The organism is Streptomyces sp. NRRL F-525 (genome assembly GCF_000716605.1).
Lineage (GTDB): Bacteria > Actinomycetota > Actinomycetes > Streptomycetales > Streptomycetaceae > Streptomyces.
In genome coordinates, this window is sequence record NZ_JNXE01000076.1 from 1 (window position 1) to 13,508 (window position 13,508).

General features: G+C 68.9%; 14 protein-coding genes and 3 pseudogenes. 10 read left to right on the forward strand and 7 right to left on the reverse strand.

Annotated elements, in window-relative coordinates; all coding sequences use genetic code 11:
- The 8 genes and pseudogenes from OO69_RS51765 to OO69_RS49705 all read left to right on the forward strand — a co-directional run.
- Positions 1-86 (forward strand): annotated as a pseudogene (locus OO69_RS51765) (IS5/IS1182 family transposase); the annotation flags it as partial.
- A 406-nt stretch (positions 87-492) separates the two neighbouring features.
- Positions 493-774, forward strand: a complete 282-nt coding sequence (locus OO69_RS53405) for a helix-turn-helix domain-containing protein (RefSeq protein WP_063744500.1) — start codon at positions 493-495, stop codon at positions 772-774.
- Between the two features lie 11 nt (positions 775-785).
- Positions 786-1,838 carry an IS630 family transposase gene (locus OO69_RS53410; RefSeq protein ID WP_234444714.1) on the forward strand — a complete coding sequence of 351 codons (1,053 nt, stop codon included), beginning with the start codon at positions 786-788 and terminating at the stop codon, positions 1,836-1,838.
- 309 nt (positions 1,839-2,147) lie between these two features.
- Positions 2,148-4,076 (forward strand): RiPP maturation radical SAM C-methyltransferase, encoded by a 1,929-nt coding sequence (locus OO69_RS47395; RefSeq protein ID WP_051801848.1) that lies wholly within the window; start codon positions 2,148-2,150, stop codon positions 4,074-4,076.
- Positions 4,058-4,645 carry a DUF5825 family protein gene (locus tag OO69_RS47400; RefSeq protein ID WP_051801850.1) on the forward strand — a complete coding sequence of 196 codons (588 nt, stop codon included), beginning with the start codon at positions 4,058-4,060 and terminating at the stop codon, positions 4,643-4,645. Before OO69_RS47395 ends, OO69_RS47400 begins: the two co-directional genes overlap by 19 nt.
- 79 nt (positions 4,646-4,724) lie before the next feature.
- On the forward strand, positions 4,725-5,066 hold the full coding sequence (locus tag OO69_RS47405; RefSeq protein WP_033287257.1) for a hypothetical protein: 342 nt from the start codon (positions 4,725-4,727) through the stop codon (positions 5,064-5,066).
- Positions 5,059-5,994 carry a hypothetical protein gene (locus OO69_RS47410; RefSeq protein WP_033287258.1) on the forward strand — a complete coding sequence of 312 codons (936 nt, stop codon included), beginning with the start codon at positions 5,059-5,061 and terminating at the stop codon, positions 5,992-5,994. The genes OO69_RS47405 and OO69_RS47410 overlap by 8 nt, the downstream gene beginning before the upstream one ends.
- Positions 5,991-6,776 carry a class I SAM-dependent methyltransferase gene (locus OO69_RS49705; RefSeq protein WP_051801851.1) on the forward strand — a complete coding sequence of 262 codons (786 nt, stop codon included), beginning with the start codon at positions 5,991-5,993 and terminating at the stop codon, positions 6,774-6,776. Before OO69_RS47410 ends, OO69_RS49705 begins: the two co-directional genes overlap by 4 nt.
- Positions 6,777-6,820: 44 nt before the next feature.
- Here OO69_RS49705 and OO69_RS47420 read toward each other — a convergent pair whose 3' ends face one another.
- Together OO69_RS47420 and OO69_RS47425 are read right to left on the reverse strand one after the other, a co-directional pair.
- Entirely contained in the window at positions 6,821-8,242 is a 1,422-nt protein-coding gene (locus OO69_RS47420; protein WP_078652914.1) for an MFS transporter, read from the reverse strand.
- The gene (locus OO69_RS47425; RefSeq protein ID WP_033287268.1) at positions 8,146-8,856 is read right to left on the reverse strand and encodes an IclR family transcriptional regulator; all 711 of its coding nucleotides are present in this window, start codon (positions 8,854-8,856) and stop codon (positions 8,146-8,148) included. Before OO69_RS47425 ends, OO69_RS47420 begins: the two co-directional genes overlap by 97 nt.
- Before the next feature lie 808 nt (positions 8,857-9,664).
- Between OO69_RS47425 and OO69_RS47430 the strand changes: the two genes are divergently transcribed.
- The gene (locus tag OO69_RS47430; RefSeq protein ID WP_033287259.1) at positions 9,665-10,369 is read left to right on the forward strand and encodes a hypothetical protein; all 705 of its coding nucleotides are present in this window, start codon (positions 9,665-9,667) and stop codon (positions 10,367-10,369) included.
- Between the two features lie 142 nt (positions 10,370-10,511).
- Here OO69_RS47430 and OO69_RS47435 read toward each other — a convergent pair whose 3' ends face one another.
- The 4 genes from OO69_RS47435 to OO69_RS47445 all read right to left on the reverse strand — a co-directional run bounded on the left by OO69_RS47435 (position 10,512) and on the right by OO69_RS47445 (position 12,230).
- A complete protein-coding gene (locus OO69_RS47435; RefSeq protein ID WP_033287260.1) occupies positions 10,512-10,877 on the reverse strand; it encodes a hypothetical protein in 366 nt (121 codons plus the stop codon).
- Positions 10,874-11,137, reverse strand: coding sequence for a hypothetical protein (locus OO69_RS47440; protein WP_033287269.1), 264 nt, complete (start codon positions 11,135-11,137; stop codon positions 10,874-10,876). The genes OO69_RS47435 and OO69_RS47440 overlap by 4 nt, the downstream gene beginning before the upstream one ends.
- A 437-nt stretch (positions 11,138-11,574) precedes the next feature.
- Positions 11,575-11,733, reverse strand: a complete 159-nt coding sequence (locus OO69_RS52320) for a hypothetical protein (protein ID WP_158713535.1) — start codon at positions 11,731-11,733, stop codon at positions 11,575-11,577.
- A 101-nt stretch (positions 11,734-11,834) separates the two neighbouring features.
- Positions 11,835-12,230, reverse strand: a complete 396-nt coding sequence (locus OO69_RS47445; protein ID WP_033287261.1) for a winged helix-turn-helix transcriptional regulator — start codon at positions 12,228-12,230, stop codon at positions 11,835-11,837.
- 72 nt (positions 12,231-12,302) lie between these two features.
- Between OO69_RS47445 and OO69_RS47450 the strand changes: the two are divergent.
- Positions 12,303-12,788: pseudogene (locus OO69_RS47450) on the forward strand (transposase family protein); the annotation flags it as partial.
- 33 nt (positions 12,789-12,821) lie between these two features.
- On the opposite strand, the pseudogene OO69_RS54030 reads toward OO69_RS47450, so the two are convergent.
- Positions 12,822-13,012 (reverse strand): annotated as a pseudogene (locus OO69_RS54030) (IS5/IS1182 family transposase); the annotation flags it as partial.
- Positions 13,013-13,508 lie beyond the last annotated feature (496 nt).

Consider the following 13,508-nt stretch of genomic DNA (forward strand, 5'->3'; position numbering starts at 1 on the left):
GGCGCATCTTCCGCAGATCCCGGTGCAGCCCGAATCGAATGACGTCAATCGCCGCCGCCGTCCTCACCCTGGAGCGGCAACGCTGAAAGAGCTCACTGTTCGCGGCCTTGCCGCCCTCGTCGGCGCTGTACATCCGGAAGACCGCTGGGACTTCGACCCGCAGAGAAACCCGGCCCAAGTCGTCGGCCGCCGCGGGGATCGCGGGCGCCGCCGCCACTGAGGCGAGAACAGCGACGAGGCACGCCGGCAGTATGGAGAGGCGTCCGGTGATCAATAACCGTCGAAGCATGCGGGCACTATGCCAGCGAGCATCGATGGCCATCGCCCCGGCCCCTGCTGCGCGGCCCCTGTCGCCGCACGGCAGCCGGCACCGGCCGGACCTATCGATCCGAGACAGCAGATGTTCTGAGCCACTGGTCCTCGCGTGAGTGAACTGGTGGGGGGGCGCGGCAGTTGTCGCCGTCGGCGCAGGAGGCGCTTCACACGTGGGCGGTGGCCGCGCTGGTGGCGGGGCGGGATCGCGAGGGCGTTGCCGCGGTGTTCCAGGTATCGCTCACGCCAGTGGAAAAGTGGTGGGCGAAGTTGCTCGCGGGCGGATGCGGGGCCCTGGTGGCGCAGCCCCGCGGGCGCCGGGCCGGCGAGCACCAGCTGCTGAACGAGGTCGAGCAACAGGCCGTCCTGGATCACCGGCCGTGTGATGTGGGTCTTGCAGGCCGGCTGTGGACTCGGGCCGGCGTGGGGAATCTGATCGCGCCGCTGTACGGGTACGGCTGACCGAGCAGGGCGTGGGCACGTACCTGTGCCGATGGGGCCTGACGTTCCAGCGCCCGGACGAGCGGGCCGTCGAGCAGAACGCGGAAGCCGTCCACGTCCGGTACCAGGAGACCTGGCCGGCCATCCGCGCCAAGGCCCGGGCAGAGGGGAGCGAGGTGCTCTTCGCCGACCAGGCCGGCATCCGCTCCGACGAGGTCACCAGCCGCACCTGGGGCGAGAAAAGGCGCACCCCGACCGTGCGCCGTACCGGCAACCGGTTCTCCGTGAACGCGATGTCCGCGATCAGCACGAAGGGCCGCGGGCACTTCATGGTGTTCACCGAGACCATCGACGCCGACGTCATGTGCCGCTTCCTGGACCGTCTCGCCGGACACGTCGAGCACAAGGCCCACCTCGTCCTGGACAGCCACTGCGCGCACCGCTCCCGCAAGGCCCGTGCCTGGCCCGCCGCCCACCCCGACCGGATCGAGCTGCACTTCCTGCCGTCGTACTCGCCCGAGCCGAACCCGGACGAGCTGGTCAACGCCGACCTCGAACGCAGCCTGCCCATGCACCACCGGGCCCGCGACCAGGCCCAACTCGCCGCCGAAACCCGCAGGTTCTTCCCTCGTCGTCAACGTCAGCCACACATCGTCCGCGGCTGCATCGGCGGCCCCCACGTGCTCTACACCCTCGAACAGAACCCTTTGAGTTCCGGATCAGTAGGAGTACGGAGCGGTTCGCCGTCCGAGGTGAGGTTCTCGACGCGCGGCGCGGGCCGCCCTCTTCCTTCACCACGCCTCAACACGAGCCGGGAAAAGGGGGATCGATGCTCGCGAATTCATGGTCACGTGTCAACTACCGGTCCGTTGAACGGGACAGAGCACGACAAGCCGCACGCGGCGTATCACGCTGTTCCCGACGATGCAGGGCGTGCCGGTACGGCTGTACGGCATTCGACGTGCCTGGCACACGAAACAGCCGAAAGGAGGAACGCCATGGAGAAGACCGTCGTTACCAGCGACCCGCAGAGCGACGAGCGGGAATCGGTCAAGGTCGAGGTCGGGATCACCGTCAAGTTCTGACGCCGCCCGCTTCCCACCACAGGTCGCCCCGAGCTTCCGGTGCGGCCATTGCCCCGACCGCACCGGAAGCGCATCCGCAGATGACGACTTGTACGCCGGTACCGCGCAGCGAACAGTGAGGAAAAGGGGAGCCATGGAGAAAACCGTCGTCAACAACAACCCGCAAGCACAGAACCAGGACGACTCCCAATCGACGTTCCTATCGGTGATGGTCCTCATCACGGTGAAGTTCTGACCCTTTCGTCTCGTTTCCTGAGCCGCGTCCGGCGCTTCCCCGTGCGTGAAGCGCCGGACCACCCTGGAGAACGTATGAAGATCACTCTGGTCTGCATGCCGTGGGCCACCACAGCAACTCCTTCACTGGCGCTCGGTATTCTCTCGCGCAGGATCGCGAACACCTTTCCCGAGGTCGCGACCGAGACCGTCTACGCCAACATCGATTTCGCCGACTGGATGGACGAACAAGGGGGTTTGGGCGCCGCCGAGTACAGCTTCTTCTCCCTGCACAGCTATTTCCTCGGGTGCGGTGACTGGGTGTTCTCGTCCGCTCTCTACGACGACTCGTGCTGGCGGGTCGACGAATTCCGCGGCGCGTACCAGAACAGGATCACCGCCGACCAGATGGAGGCGTCCCTGCGGCTGCACCAGTTGGTGCCCGAATTCATCGACGCGATGGCGCGGCGCATCGTGGCCGGCGAGCCCGATGTCGTCGGAGCGACCTCGACGTTCCAGCAGAACGTGGCCTCGCTCGCACTGCTGCGCCGCATCAAAGAACTCTCTCCCGCCACGAAGACCGTCATGGGCGGCGCCAACTGCGACGGCCCGCAGGGAGAGGCCCTGCATCGCAACTTCGCGTTCCTCGACTACGTGGTACGGGGTGAGGCGGAGCGGACGTTCCCCGAACTCGTCGCGGCGCTCAAGGGCGATCACGGCGGCGACACCTCGCACATCGCGGGCCTGTGCCGGCGCGACGGCGGCCGCAGCGTGAGCAATCCACCAGCCGAACGGCTGCTGGCGCCGTCCGAGATCCCCTCCCCCGACTACGACCCCTACTTCGAGCGGCTGCGGCGCTCCCGTGTCCAGTCCTGGTACGAAACCGTGCTCACCGTCGAGGGAGCGCGCGGCTGCTGGTGGGGCGAGAAGCACCACTGCACGTTCTGCGGGCTCAACGGCTCGGCGATGACCTTCCGCAGCAAGAGCCCGCACACCTACCTGGAGGAGATTCTCACCCTCGCCGAGCGCCACCACGTCCTGGACTTCTACGCGGTGGACAACATTCTGGAGATGTCCTATCTCGACTCCGTCCTGGACAGGCTCGCGGAGGCGCCCTTCGACCTGCGCATCCAGTACGAGGTCAAGTCGAACATGAAGCTGTCGCAGATCGGCCAGATGCGCAGGGCGGGAGTGGTCAGCGTCCAGGCAGGCATCGAGAGCCTGAGCACCCGCGTACTGAAGATCATGGACAAGGGCGTGAGCGGCACCCACAACGTGCGTTTCCTGCGGGACGCGGAGAGCAACAGCCTCTCCGTGGCCTGGAATTACCTGTACGGCTTCCCGGGCGAGACCGCCGAGGACTACCTGCCCATCATCGAACAGCTCCCCGCGCTGCACCACTTGCACCCCTCCAACGGGGTCAACCGCATCGCGCTGGAACGCTTCAGTCCCTACTTCGACCGTCCCGAGCTGGGTTTCGCCGAGCGGCGCCCGCAGGAGCAGTACCAGGTCACCTACGACCTGCCAGAGTCCGAACTGGCCGACCTTGCCTATGTGTTCGAAACTCCCAGCCAGGGCATCGATGCCAAGGTGGCGGAGCGGCTCAAGCAGGCGCTGGACGAGTGGGGCAGCAACTACATCCACAGCCGTCTCTCCTACGTCGATCACGGCGACCGCATCGAACTCACCAACTCCAGGCCGGACTTCGCCTGGCGGACCATGACCCTGCGGGACGCCACGGAGGTCGAACTCTTCCGGGCCCTGCACGACCCCCGGTCCGCCGACCAGTTGGTGCGTCGCACGGCCAAAAGCTGTACCGCCTGGGACCGGGAACGGGTTGAGTCGCTGCTGGCCGACTGGCGCCGCCAGGGGCTGGTCTTCATCGAGGGAGACCGTGCCGTCCATGTCGCCACCGATCACGAGAACCAGCTGATCTGCCGCATCCGCCGCGAGTCGGACCAGACCGGCGGACCCGAACTGGCCCTGGACCTAGCCGAGGAGCCCACATGCGTGAAGATCTCCTGACCGCGCCGTCGGCGACCCCGTACGGGCCAATCGGCGACCAGGTGCACGACCTCTACCGAAGCGGCGTTCGGTGCGCGGACCTCGACGAGCCCGTCTCACTGCGCTCGCCCGGCCCCCGCGACCTTCGCGCCCTGGACTTCGTCCGCATCGCCAGCGCTCACGGCCTGCTGGTGCGCTGGCATCTGCGCGCGGGGCGACGGGCCCTGCCCGCTCTGACAGCCCACGACTTGTCCCACCTCCAGCCCCCGCTCTCCCTGGACGGCCCCCGGTCTGCCGAACGCCTCGCCCAGTGGAACACCCGTTTCTACATCGGCCGTTGCGTGTGGCGCCGTGGTCCCGGATTCGTGCAGATCCGCGACCGGCGGGACGGCGTCCTGCAACGGTTCGACCTGGTGCGACCGGAGTACGCACAGGCGGTGCCCCTCCTGGAGAAACAGGAGACGGACGCGGTCGATCCCGAGGTCCTTGCCGCACTGCGCGCCGAACGCCTCCTCCTCACCTTCGGCGGCCTGGACTGGTGGGCCCCGTACTTGATGGACAGGTGGCCGGTGCCGTCCATGGTCCTGTGACCGACGTGGGCGGCAGCGTCGTGAAGCAATCGAACGAACCCGATGAATCGCAGCAATGGCAGCGCTTGGAGGAGACGCCGTGGTCAACGACATCGCCGCGGGGGTCCTCGCCTGCGGGGCCGTGGTCTGGCTGGTGTGGCGCGGGTTCCGCACGTCGCCGGGCTCGTTCGGCTCGTGGGCGATGTTCTCCCACATCTGGGCCTACCGGGCCCAGTTGCACGACGTGCGCGACGGGGAGCCCGTCTGTCCGTGGGAATACGAAATGCGCCAGGACCACTTCAACTCCCCCGACGCGCTCAGCTCCCTGGTCACCTACCTCGACGAGGTGCACGGCCGCCGCGTGGCCGGGAACGGGGTGATCCTGATGCCCTTCGACCGCGTCAGGATCGCGGTCAGAAACGGCAAGGTCGTCCGTGCCTGACCTGCTGTCGGTGCACGGCGCCACGGCCGGCCCGGCTCTGTGCTGCTTCCGCCTGCTTCTGGGCACCGCGCTGCTGTGGAAGATCACCGCCGACCATGTGTTCGGCATGGCACGGTTCTTCGACGACCGGCCCAAGTCCCTGGTGCGGTGGCGCTACGAGCGGGACGAGATGGCGGTGAAAGTGCTCCTGAGCCCGACGGCGTACAAGGTGTTCTACGCCGCTCGGGCCGTGGCGGTGCTGTGCCTGTTCGCGGGCGTGCTCACCCCGCTCGCGGCGGCACTCACCGCCGCCTGGTGCATGTTCGAGTTCACCTTCGACCGCAAGTTCAACACCCTCTTCCTGGGGATGATGTGCCTCCCGTTCGTCTTCGCCCAGGGATCCGACGCCTATCTGAGCCTGCAGTCGCTGCTCAACGCCCCCTCCCCGGCCGCGTTCCTCGACCCGCCCCGGATCCACGACGGCGGAACGCTGTCCTGGCCGCAGTTCGCCGCGGTGGTCCTGATGTTCCAGGTGTACTGGAGCAGCGCGTGGTTCAAGGCCGCCTCCCGCCAGTTCACCAGCGGAGACACCATGCAGAAGGTCTTCGAGCAGCTCGCCGCCGTGCGCGACGAACTGCCGGCGGGCCGCCGCGAGTACTACTTCCCCGACTGGTTCACCCGCCGGTTCGCCACCGACGAACCGGCCCTCGTCGCCCGCCGCTGGCGTATTCCGTCCCTGGCGACGATCGTCGTGGAGGCCGCCCTGCCCGTCCTGCTGATCGTCCCTGTCACCTGGCGTGTGGGGGCACTGCTCGGACTGCTCACCCATGCCGCCTTCACCTCGATGCTGCCCAAGCGGCTGGTGCCCTTCAGCCTCGCCTCGGTCGGTACCTATGTGCTCTTTCTCCCACCGACCACGTTCGTGACCCTGATCGGAGGATGGACATGACCCACCGTGCGGTACCGGCCAAGGCCCCGACCAGCTTCGGTGCCCGTGCACACGACTACGACCGGCTGCGCCCCGGCTATCCTCGCCGCGCTCTGACCGAGGCCTGGGCGGCCCTGGGCGGCGGTCCGCCGGGCACCGCGCTGGACGTCGGTTGCGGAACGGGCAAGCTCGCCGGCGCGCTGGCCGCCCTCGGCCACGAGGTCACCGGTGTCGAGCCGGACCCGCGGATGGCGGCCGTCGCCGCTGCGAACGGACTCGCCGTCGAGGTCGCCACCTTCGAGGAATGGGACCCTTGCGACCGGCGATTCGACCTGGTGGCCTGCGGTCAGGCCTGGCACTGGCTGCGCGCCGGGAACCGTACGGCCAAGGCGGCGCGCTGCCTGCACCCGGCCGGGCGGGTCCTGCTCGCCTGGAACTTCGGCTCCCACACACCGTCCATCGGCGCCGGCCTGACCCGGGTCTACGCCGCCGCCCTGCCGCACGGGCTGCCGACCGGGGAGGGCGGCCGGAAGGACCTCTCGGAGGCCGACGCCGACGAATACGCCGAAGAACTGCGCTCGCACGGTTTCGCCGTGACGAAAACGGCGGTGCCCTGGCAGAGCCACCTCACCTCACGGGAGTTCTGCACACTCCTCGGCACCGAGAGCCGACACCTGGCCCTGCCGTGGGCGATTCGACGCCGACTGCTGCGCGCGGTGGCCAGGCATCTCGACGCCGAGGAGGGCGGAGGGATACGTATGGACTACACGTGCGTCATCGTGGGGGCGTCCAGGGCCGGATGATGCCGTCGCGCCGGTGTGTCAGCGGGTGACACGTCCGTCGTTCGTCATCGGGCGATACGACCGTCCGGGTCGACGCGAGACTCCCCATTGCCGGCGTCCTGGCCCGCTTCACCCATCCCCTCCCCACCCATCCCGTCCAACAGGCTCACGGCCGGCACGACATGGTTGGCGACCGCCAGCACAGCCAGGCCAGCGGCAATCCCGATCAGCGGCACCTCGACACCGAAGGCGTCGGCCAGCGCCCCGCAGAGCACGGGGGCGAGCCAGACGCAGGACTGCACTGCCATGTTGACCGACGTCAGAACCCGTGCGGTCATCGCGTCCGGCACCACGGCAACCATGGCTGCCCCGAACACGGCGTTCAGCGGAGTGACGAACACGATGCTCACACCGAGGCACAGACCCGCCGCCCAGGGCCAGGCAGCCAGCGGGACGAGCCCGGCGACGCCTAACACAAGCATCCAGGAGACCAACCGAACGAGACGGTGGCCGCTGACACGCCGCACGACCCACCCGCAGGCGAGCGCGCCGCCCAGGCCGCACGCCGTGGCGATCCCCTCAGCCGCACCGATCTGCGAGGGAGAGGCTCCGCGGTGCCGCAGCGCCACGATGAACAGGAAGCCGATCCCGGTGAAGAGCAGATTCATCAGTGCCGACCACACCAAGGCGTACCGCAGGAACGCCACGCCCCGGACGAACGCGAGACCGGCCCCCAGGTCCCGGCGCAACGGCACGCGACGGGCGGCCCGTTCGGCGGGGTCCGGTCCCATCGGCGTACGGATCAGGAGGCAGGCAAGCGTGACGGCAGCGTACGAGAGGGCGTCCGCGAGGAACGGCGCCCAGCGAGCCAGCGCGAACAACGTCCCGCCGAGCGGTCCTCCGGCCAACTGCGCGCCGTGATCACGCACTTCAGCCCGGGCGAAGGCAGCCTTGAGCTGAGCCCCCGGGACAATCCGTTTCACCAGCGGTGCCGCCGCGCCGGCGAACACCGCGGACGCCAGGCCCTGCACCAGTGCCAGGAAGGCCATCAGCGGCAGCCACACTCGCCCGGCAACCACCGACCAGCAGACTGCCCCCATCACAACGAGCTGGATCAGTGACGCCCCGGTCAGCAGCGCCCGGCGCGAATAGCGGTCACCGGCAACGCCAGCGGGCAACAGGCCCGCCACCAGGCCGGCGCTCCCACACGTTCCCACCAAACCGGCCGCTTCGGCGGAACCGGTCGAGACCAGCATCAACAGCGGGAACGCCAGCCCAGAGACGCTGGTACCCAGCGCGGACACGGCGGTACCCGACCACCACAGGTTGTAGTCGCGGTTCCGCCACAGTGATGAAGGCAGCGGCTCCGCAGCCCTCCGCACTCCCCCGTTCACCGCCGCCGCAACTCGGTGCTGATGACCTGGGCGGTGCGCGCGGTCGCCTGGGCGAGTCGTTCCAGATGGTGCGCGGGATCGGTCACGACACACAACGACGCCATCGGCGCCTGCCCCGGCCATCCGTGCAGCGGTACGGCCGTGCAGCACACTCCCGCCACCAGTTCCTGACGGTCGAAAGCGGCGCCGCGGGCCCGTATGCCCGCGGCCTCCCGCGCCCAGGACTCAGGAGGCGGACCCGGCAGGGCAGTAGGACCAGCCGCGGCCACCAGCACCTTGCCCGCCGCCGTCCGCCACGGCCAGATCATCCCCCGGTGGGTCACGGCAGACGGCTCAACCTCCTTGCCGGGCACCCATTCCAGGACCTGTACCTGCCCCTTCCACAGCACGCAGATCCCCACCCCGACACCCGCGAGCTCCGCCAGGCCGTGTATCGGCTGCCGCGCCGCGGACAGCAGCCCGGGGTGCGGCTGCCACCGGCGCCCGAGGTGGAACATCTCCGGCCCCATCCGGTAGTTGCCGCGATGCCGTTCCACGGCGCCCAGCTCGACCAGCTGCTCAAGGAGCCGGTGAGCGGTCGACTTGGGCAGTCCGCACTCCACCGTCAGCCTCGTCAGCCCCGCCTCACCGGCCCGCTCCACCGCCTCGAGAAGACCGAAAGCTCCCTCCAGCACACTGCGGCCCGCGGCGCCCGGCGACGACGTCATGGGCACCGCCGCCGATGTCGCCACGTTCGCCGTCCGGGCGGCAACCGCCGTAGCCGCAGCTGTCGCAACCGCGGCCCCGACCGCCGGCGACGACCGCCGTCCCGGAAGCCGCTGTGGTGTATCCGGCCCGATCCCTCCGCGCCTGCTCAAGCCCTTCACCCCCGTTGCACCCCCTGCACCCGGTTGAAGGTTCGCATCCGGCCTACGGTCGAAACATTGTCGGATGCTTGTCGGACATGGGCGCAGCTCTCCTGTAGGGAAACCGTTCAGCCCGTCAGGCGGTACTCGGCCTGGTCGAGGCGGGGAGAGAGACGTGGGGGTTCTTGACGCGAGGTCGGAATATGACGCGGCGTCCGTTCCGATGCCGAGACCCTGATCCGGCGCCGGGCCGCCGACGCACCGCAGCACAGCGAAGCCCTCGGTGAACTGGCAACGCTCATTGAGCAGTTCCACGCCTCGAAGACCGGGGAACCGAGTGGTCCACCTGCGGACGAGGTCATGCAGCACCCCTGGTACCTCCGGCCGACACCTACCGAGAGATCATCATCGACCGCGTCGCGCGAACAGCCCTTCCCTCACAAGCCGACCGAGCGGCCGACCAGTCGCACGGCACCGGCGAAGGCACTGAACAGACGAGTGGCGTCGAGCCGACTGCCGGCGGGGACAAGCCCTGACCAGCGGCAGGCCCTCGGCGCCGAGCAACCGCCCGGCAGCCTGCATCAGGAGGCCGCGGTGTACCGCCACAGACTCCCGGCGAGAGCCGTCCCGACGCCCACCGGAGACGGGAGGAAAAGCCAGACTGTCCGCCATGGACACTTCCTCAGCCAACCAGGACCGTGAAGAAGCAGAGCGGCTGAGCACCGCCGTGGGCGTCCTCGCCGACTTCCTGAGCCGCCAGCCGCTCACCCAGGCCCTGGCCTCGCTGGAGCACCGATTGGAGGGCGCCGACGGGACGCATGTCATGCGGGTCGCCGAGGAGGGCCACGTCGTGCCGGAGCTGCTTGCCTCAGCGCTCACGGTCCGCGAGAGCCTGGGCCGGATCAATGACCTGATCCACGCCTGCGGCATCCTCCTCGTACTGCCCCAGATCCTCGGGGATGAAGAACGCATCACCGTCCGTCCCTCCCTCGGCGCCGGCAACGACCCGAGCCGCCCGTACGACCTGGAGACGGACCAGCGCATCGCGGAGTTCAAGCTCGCTCGTTGGCGCGGCGCGGACGCCATGCGCAAGCGCCAGACCTTCAAGGACCTCGTGATGCTCGCCGCCGATACCTCCGGCCGCCGGGCAGAGCTGTTTGTGATCGGTCCCGAGCCCCGCCGTTTCCTGGCCACCAGCACGTCAACCGCGGCCTGGGCCCTGGATCGCGCCCCAGGGGCACTGCGGACCTTCACCAGCGTCTTCGGCACACCGAGCATGTCCGTCGCCCAGTTCACCGCGACGCATGCCGCCCACGTTCAGATCACCGATCTGCGGGATCTTCTCCCCGCGTCCGTCGCAGCCCTCCTGGAGTGAATGTCCTCGGCACGAGGCGCCAGCCGTGCGAAGAGCCTTGTATTCACGCTCCCCAAGCCGCGGCGGCGCGTTCCGCCGCTAGCGCGGCGCCAGCAAAAGGCCCAGTCCACGACGGCAGTCTGCGTACTCAGACAGAGAAGGTTCAGCTGGTCCACGTCTCGATCTGGGCCGCGACCTCGCGTACCGGGAGTCCGTCCCGGGCGGCCCGGGCAAGGGGGATGACGGTGTCGAGACCGGGGCTGACCGGCAGCCCGCACGCGGCCAGATAGGCGGCGGTCACGGTGGCAGCGAACAGCAGGTTGCGGACCTCCAGACTGGGCTGCCGCGCCAGCTCGCACAACAGTGCCGCGGCCTTGTGGTGCGGCTCGGGGTAGACCTCCTGGCCCAGGATCTCCGCACGGTGCCGGGCCTCGGCAGCGACCGTGACGCCGTAGTCGGCGACCTGGGGATCCCCCGGGATCTGCTGCGCCACCGCCAGGATCCACGCGAGGTCGACCTTCAGGTTCACGCGGCGTCCCTCGGCGCGTCCTTCGGCAGCCCGTCCGGGAGGCCCGGGTATCGGTCCTCCCCGAACTCCGCCTCGAACCGCTCCGCGTAGGACGCCAGGAAGCCGGCAGCACCGGCCATGAACGCGGACCGGGACTCGTTCACGTCCTGCTCGATCAGATCGGCGACGTACCCCTGCAAGCTCAGCCCGCGCCGCTTGGCCCGCTCTTCGGCCGCTGCCCGCACGGCCTCGTCCAGCCGGATGTTGGTCTGCTTACTCATAGGCCCCAGCATAGCTAGCAGTCGATACCAGTGACTAGCAGCTTGCGGGAAGCCAACCGGAGGACGACTCGGACCAGCGAGAACCTCATCCTCAGTTCCACGCCCTCGGACCCCGTGCCCGCCGAAGGGTCTGTTGTCGGGTAGTCCCCCGCCGTGCCGCGAGGCGGCCCTCCGCCCTCTGCTCCCACGTCGCGCCGCCATCGTGCCGTGTCGGCCGCCGCCATTCACCTTGGGCTGTGGCGATGGCGCTTCGAGCCGCTCGATGGGGCCGGGCTGGCGGGCTGCACTTGTGGCCCTCAGCTGGTGCCTGGACGCCGGCTAGGCCGTAACCACCCCCGCGCAGACAAGGGAGGCTGCCGTTTTTCGGTGCTGGTGGCCCCGGTACCGGCCCCATCGCCAGGATGCTATGCGGTGGCTCTGACCTCCCAGCCGGACCTTCAAGAACAAGCTAGGAACCACCTCGGACAGGTGCCCTCGACGGCCAGCTTCAGGATCTTGGAGTGCTTCGGGCAGAGCCAGGAGACGCCATCCTCCAACACCATCTCCCCGTCGCCCTTCGCCAACTCCTTCGTCGCCGGCCACTGCGCCGACGACATCCCCCCCATCTCCTACGCGGTACCAGGGCGCCGACGCCGGCTACATCGAGTACCGAGTCACCAGTAGCGAGCGCGAACCGGCCTGCCTATCCCTCATCGACCTACTGGTCGGCGGCTTCGTGGGCCCGGTTGATCTCGGCCATGTGCTCCTCCGCCCAGGTCCGCAGCCCCGCAAGCGCGACTTCCAGGGACAGCCCGAGTTCGGTGAGCCGGTAGAAGACCCGCGGCGGCACGGTCGGTTCGACCCGGCGCGACACCAGCCCGTCGCCGGTCAGGCTTCGCAGCGTCACGGACAGCATCTTCTGCGAGACGCCGGGCATCCGGCGTCTCAGCTCCGCGAAGCGCACCTCGTCCGGTGCGGCATCGGCGAGCGTCTTGACGGCCATGGACGTCCACTTCGTACCGATGCGGTCCAGCAACTGCCGCGTCGGGCACTGGGGATCGAACAGATCGCCGCGCGCTCCGCGATCGGCGGTCCGGGCTCCTTGGGCGGTCACCTGTGGCTCCTGCGCTTGCCGACCGGGAGCCGGCGAGGTGCAGGATGCGGCGGATTTTCAGCCTTTGGGCCGCGCGAGACCGATGAGGACTTCGTCCTGCTGGACGGCACGCTCGCCACGTGCGACCGGGTTGGCGACAGACGGGCCGACTACTCCCACAAACACCGCGGGCACGGGGTGAACGTGCAGGTCCTCACTGACCCCGCCAGCCGGTTGCTGTGGCTCTCGCCCGCCCTACCGGGCCGCACTCACGATCTGACCACCGCCCGCACCCATCGGATCAGACGGATCTGCGAGCGCCAGGGCGTCCCCGTCCTCGCCGATCTCGCCTACCAGGGCGGAGGCCCATGGCTGACCACGGGCATCAACCGCAGGCCCCTGAAGGAACTCACCGTCAGCGAGAAGACCGTCAACCGGGCCCTGGCCTCGGCACGGGCCCCGATCGAGCGCAGCGTCGCACGCCTGAAGCCCTGGCGGATCTTCCGCAGGTCCCGATGTAGACCAAACCGTATGACGTCAATCGCCAAAGCCGTCCTCACCCTGGAGCGGCAACGCTGAAGAAGCTCAATGACAGTGACGCGACGCTACGGAGCACCGGGCGAGACGATGCCAGGCGTTCTGCCACGCGTGAGTGCGTTCGACATACCAACGCCGACCGACCTGAACAGGCGCCTTCCCGCCTTGTCTGCGATACGTCCGTGCAGGCCGCGTTCGCTGAGCAGAGCACGGGTGGTGTCCTAGTCGCAGCCGGCGTCCAGGTGCACAGTGATGAGGTCAGGCAACGCGAGCCCTCAAATGCTGGCGGCTCCCGCGGAAGCTCCATTGCAGCACCGCCCGGATCACCGCCGCCGTCCGTGCCGTCGTCGCCCTCGAACTCGCCACTTGATCAAGATCAAAAGACTCTGTGCCTTTTCCAACCTCAGGCCGACGTGGCCGTGTGGAGGGGCGAACACGTGGCGAGGGTGGCGGGAGTAGAGGGTGACGTAGGACCGGTTGCAACCCAAGTGCGCCGATCCACAGGGGCGCCCGATCTTCATCCAGGGCACGTTGCCACCCCTCCGAGGGGCAACGAGGTCCACGGCGGGTCGTGCGGAGCAGCACGCCTCCCGCACCGGGCAGAAGCCCGAGGCTCTCGGGGAGGCGTGCGACTCCTCGGGGTGGGGTCAGCCCACCGCGTTGGCCCGCTCGGCCGCGCTCAGCGACGAGAGGGGTTCGGCGACAGACTTGGCGTGGACCGGGGCCGCGTGGGTGGCCGGGGCCGGGTCGGCGTGGGTGGCC

Excerpts from the sequence above, each read along its gene's own strand:
- OO69_RS47395 (WP_051801848.1), top strand. The coding sequence starts at position 2,148 with ATGAAGATCACTCTGGTCTGCATGCCGTGGGCCACCACAGCAACTCCT.
- OO69_RS47400 (WP_051801850.1), top strand. The coding sequence starts at position 4,058 with ATGCGTGAAGATCTCCTGACCGCGCCGTCGGCGACCCCGTACGGGCCA.
- OO69_RS49705 (WP_051801851.1), top strand. The coding sequence starts at position 5,991 with ATGACCCACCGTGCGGTACCGGCCAAGGCCCCGACCAGCTTCGGTGCC.
- OO69_RS47425 (WP_033287268.1), bottom strand. The coding sequence starts at position 8,856 with ATGACGTCGTCGCCGGGCGCCGCGGGCCGCAGTGTGCTGGAGGGAGCT.
- OO69_RS47430 (WP_033287259.1), top strand. The coding sequence starts at position 9,665 with ATGGACACTTCCTCAGCCAACCAGGACCGTGAAGAAGCAGAGCGGCTG.
- OO69_RS47440 (WP_033287269.1), bottom strand. The coding sequence starts at position 11,137 with ATGAGTAAGCAGACCAACATCCGGCTGGACGAGGCCGTGCGGGCAGCG.
- OO69_RS52320 (WP_158713535.1), bottom strand. The coding sequence starts at position 11,733 with ATGTCGTCGGCGCAGTGGCCGGCGACGAAGGAGTTGGCGAAGGGCGAC.